The 2,871-nt window shown below is 55.5% G+C and carries 2 protein-coding genes; both read right to left on the bottom strand.

Annotation, left to right across the window (positions count from 1 at the left end; genetic code table 11):
* Positions 1-323: 323 nt before the first annotated feature.
* Entirely contained in the window at positions 324-2,099 is a 1,776-nt protein-coding gene (locus ABSE61_RS36825) for a B12-binding domain-containing radical SAM protein (RefSeq protein ID WP_423876061.1), read from the bottom strand.
* A 327-nt stretch (positions 2,100-2,426) separates the two neighbouring features.
* The coding region (locus ABSE61_RS36820; RefSeq protein WP_423876060.1) for a hypothetical protein at positions 2,427-2,871 on the bottom strand (445 nt) is incomplete at its 5' end.

Raw genomic sequence — 2,871 nt, 5'->3', positions numbered from 1 at the left:
CGACTTCGGAACGTGATTCTAAAAAAATAAATCAAATGATTTTAGTTAAGCAGACTTGGATATCAAATCGTTGGCCCATCTTCGGAAGACAATTGCAGCATTCCGCTTTGTCCGATTACGACTATCGGATATAAATTAAGAATCCGCCTTCAGGCGGCTTTTCGAGGCTTGGCTGCCAACGCCTGAGTTTTAGGCGGTGACGGTGGAGATATCGTATCTGCCGCGGCGATTTGTCGATCTTTCGGATCCACCGGTGGATGCCGGCGCAGATCGCGCTTCTGGCGGGCCACGGTCGTTTTGACCCGCGGATGGAGCAGGCGGCTTCAGGCCGTGCCGCGCGTTAGCTCGAAGACTTTTTTCTGGTGGGCGACCGCGTCCTTCGCACTTGACGTTTGGTTCAGAAGGTCGAGGTTGTGCTCGTCTTCATCGGTCACGCGAGTCATTGCCTCATCCGCGTATTCAAGGCGCTTGGGATCGTAGCTGATCCGGACAGCCACAACGCTGAGGCGGGTTAGCATCGAGAGCGTGAACCAAGTCTTACGAATAAGATCTCTGCCCAATCTAATCCAGAAGAAGAGTGGATTTTCGAGCGGTAGCCCAGGCCGCCGCTCATCGGGATGGCGGAGCCGGAATATACCGCTTTGCAGCGGGTGAACGCCCTCCAACAGATGCATGGTCGAGAACTGATAGAGAAGTTTGACCAAGCTGCTCATTCTAATGCCGGTAGCCGCGGCGCGCCGCAGCAATACCTCCATATGATCCGGCGAATAGTAGATCGACCAGGCTTCGTTATAGATGCCCGCCCATTCGCTGATCGACATGCGAGAATGGGCCGTGCAGACATGTTCGAGGTCGTAACTGTTGAGGTCAGGATCCATCGCGATGCCGGATTTCCATAGAAGCTGATGATCCTCCGAACCCGGTAGCGGCGTGAGGCAGAAGAATTCGACGATATCGAGCGGCAATTCGCGCTTGAGAATCGCAATATCCTTGCGGATAGATTCCACCGTGTCGCCGGGGAAACCAAGAATGTAGCCCGCCAACGTCATGATGCCCTGGTCCTTCCAGGCCAATAGCATCTTGCGATATTCGGTGATCTTGTTTTGCCGCTTCTTTGCGGCCAGCAGGTTATCCGGGTTGATATTCTCGAGCCCGATGAATACGCGCGTTACACCGGCGCGTTTGCACTTTTCGATGAAGTTCGGAATCTTGTGGCACAGTGTGTCTACCTGAACCAACAGTCCCAATGGAATACTCTGGGTTTCCCGAAGCCAGATCAACCGATCGAGGACGGCTTCCCAATTCTTGTTACGCGCAAAATTATCATCGGTTATGAAAAATCTACTGATGCCCTGCGCCCAGTTGGTACGCACAATCGACTCGATGTCGTCAGGCGAACGGAAACGAGATTTGCGGCCTTGCACATTTATGATGGTGCAGAACGAACATTGGTAAGGGCAACCACGCCCGGCATCGAAACTGGTGCTCAGACCGAGTGTCCGCTTGACGTTCACGAGGGGCAGAAGCGGTGCCGGAGTTTGCTCGATACCCGGCAAATCCTTGAGGTAGTTGTAAATGGGCTGCAGACGATCACCGGCGGCATCTTGGAGCAACATATCGAAGCGTCCTTCAGCCTCGCCAGCGAAGATCGAAACCCCTAACTCGCGGCAGGCATCCAGGCCGACGGCTTTCCCGTCGAGCATCGACAGGCAGCCGGATACGTGAAATCCGCCGATGGCGACCGCGATGTTGGCGTTGCGAAACTGGCGCGCGATGTCCAGAGCTCGTGGATACTGATTGGACTGCACGCCGACCAGCGCTACGAGGCCAAAGTTCTTGTTGTTCGCGAATTTCCGCAAGAGCTTGGGGATATCGACACGGGTGTTGAACTCATCGATCGCCACAATGTCGATATCGACATCCACACCTAGTGCTTCGCGTGCGGCGCTATCGGCTGCAATGCCGTAGATGCTGGCAAGCGAATTCGATGGGACCATCGAACGCCACCACCGGATCACATAACCGTCATCGCCGTAATGTGACGGCTTGATCAATACAAGCTGAAAGCGACGCCTCGGGCCGACATTGAAAACGTCCATCAGCCCCCCAAGACGAAAGTCGTCTCGAAACGCGCATAATGCGCTACAAGACGTTTAAAGGAATGGGGGCGAACAGTCCAATGCTCAAAGCCCTCGCCTGCATATCGACGAGAGAAAATCCGCCGCGGCCGAATGACGTGAGATTTTGGGGATGGACCGGAAGATCTGGTGAAGAGTTATCCGGAGCGCGCCAGGCGTCGAGGCTTCATGGCGATCGAAGCCGCCGCTGGGGGCGTAGTCAATGCAAGATGCCCACCAGCGCGGTGACGGTAGTGGCGAACAGCAAAGCGGACGTCGCGCAAACGCCTCGGCGAAGGCAGCTCGAAGCTAGTTGCGGCTGTTGTTACCAACCCTATGTCCACATTCGCGATTCGGTTGCCTGAGACCGCTGCGTGCTAGCCGATCGTTTGGACTGTAATCTCGCAGCGCGAGTCTCATCTTGCGTAGAAGTTTCTCGTGAAAACGTTTGATTTGCGCAGACCAAGTTCGCAAGGTAACTGTGACCGCGCGAAACGGCGCGGTGATGCGCCAGCTCGTCGAGCCAAGCAACGAATCCCGCTCTCGAACAAGGGCTAATAGTTCTGCTTTAGTGGAGTCGAGCGGGTTAAGCTCGTCGACAGGCCAGAGATACGGTGCGGCTTTCGGCTTCCTCGCTGCCTTTGCCCATTCGTTCTTGAGTAGCTCCGGTTCACCAATCGGCACGAATGCATCAATAGGGTCGGCAGCCGAGCGCGCCGTGTCGAGACGTCTGCCCAGGTAGTCGCAGAGCCAA

The sequence above is a fragment of the Bradyrhizobium sp. genome (assembly GCF_049519115.1).
In the GTDB taxonomy this organism is placed as follows: Bacteria; Pseudomonadota; Alphaproteobacteria; order Rhizobiales; family Xanthobacteraceae; genus Bradyrhizobium.
The sequence above is the reverse complement of the archived record's forward strand: the minus strand, read 5'-3'. Positions and strand labels throughout refer to the sequence as shown.